Below are 1,570 nucleotides of genomic sequence, written 5' to 3' on the forward strand. Positions count from 1 at the left end.
AGATCTAATTCAGCCTCTTTAATTAATCTTTTAAGAATATACCGGTCAACTTCATTGTCATCGACAATTAATATAGGGGGTTTAATTTTTGTCATGTTAGCTTATCCATTGGTATTATTATTTTAAACGTCGTACCTTCATCAGAGCTTTGCAGTGATACTTCACCATTTAAATACTCAATATGTTTTTTAACCAGCGCCATCCCTAAACCAGACCCCGTACTTGTCTGTGCATGAAATCGCTTAAACATATCAAACACTTCACTTTGATGCTTTTGTGGTATTCCCATTCCGTTATCTGTAACAGTAATAAAAAACGTCTCTTGCTCATTAAAAATATCACAGCGGACATAAGGCGAGTCTTTATTTCTGTCGTAATACTTCAACCCATTTGATATCAAATTTTCAATAATTTGAGCAAAACGCGCTTTTTCCGACCTTATAGGTACTGATAGATTAATTGTTGTTTCGAGCGTACAAGGATTATCTTTCATGAGCCAAGACAGTCGTTCTTTCATATCAATAATTAACTGATTAAAGTCAATTACATCTTTATCCTCATTACCAATATCAGCTTTGGCTAACAATAAAATATCAACAACAAGTGTTTCTAACTTTTCCATTTGTTGATAAATAACCAGTGCATTTCGGCTTGCCTCCTCTGTGTCTCCCGCTTTTATATCTTCGATAACAAAATGCGCTAAGGATTTAGCCCCTGACAGCGGTGACTTCAGGTCATGGGAAGCCCGATAAGCAAACTGGGCAAGCTCATCATTTGCTTGCTGCAGGGAAGCTGTCTGGCTGTTTATAATCTCTTTGAGTTCAATACTGTTTTCAATATTTAAAAGATCATTTTTAATTCGCTGTCTAGCCGCGATAACGAGTGCTTTTAATTCACCCGACGTTTTTATATCAAGTTCATCGTCTAGATTAATATTGCTTTCGGGCTTACTTGATAAAAGTAGAGTAAGATTTCGAATAGAGCTCGATATTGTGCGAGAAAGATAACTTATAAAAAGAATATTAAAAAAAGATATGATTATAACAAGTGGAATTAACGTCATTAGTATAAACGATACTGTTTTTCTAATTGGTTCCTCAAACAGCTCCGTGTTTTTATTAAAGCCACTTAGCGAAGTATTAAGATTTAGTAAAAAAGCGTCTCTACTAAGTTCCCCCTTTTTATACTGATTAACTGACAATAAGGCTTTATCAGCAATTTCAATATCGTTTTCACAGATTGTTAATGTATGATCTGTGTTAATAACTTTCATAACAGCATAATTTAACGGGTTTATTTGTTCAATACATTCAATCGGTTGCTGCCTAATTAACAATATATCCGACTCAATGGTATTTATATCTATGGGGATATCATTTTCTATTTTTTTAACTGACTTGGTAAGTTGATGTGTATACTTTAAATGAAGAAAGTTAAGTTGGTGAAACTTAGCTCCTTTAGCTATTTCAAAAGCTGAGTAGACAGTAATACTTATCTCTGCTGCAGTTAATATTACAATAAGCATCAGTTTTCTTGAGATATTCATATACGACACCTATTTTAGCTACTA

Annotated in this window: 1 protein-coding gene; it reads right to left on the bottom strand. The window is 33.7% G+C overall.

Annotation, left to right across the window (positions count from 1 at the left end; translation table 11 throughout):
- Positions 1 to 91 precede the first annotated feature (91 nt).
- The gene (locus GQR46_RS19475) at positions 92 to 1,546 is read right to left on the bottom strand and encodes a HAMP domain-containing sensor histidine kinase (protein ID WP_165742191.1); all 1,455 of its coding nucleotides are present in this window, start codon (positions 1,544 to 1,546) and stop codon (positions 92 to 94) included.
- Positions 1,547 to 1,570: the final 24 nt, after the last annotated feature.

The sequence above is a fragment of the Pseudoalteromonas sp. Z1A6 genome, from assembly GCF_011378745.1.
GTDB lineage: Bacteria > Pseudomonadota > Gammaproteobacteria > Enterobacterales > Alteromonadaceae > Pseudoalteromonas > Pseudoalteromonas arctica.

Excerpts from the sequence above, each read along its gene's own strand:
- GQR46_RS19475 (WP_165742191.1), bottom strand. The coding sequence starts at position 1,546 with ATGAATATCTCAAGAAAACTGATGCTTATTGTAATATTAACTGCAGCA.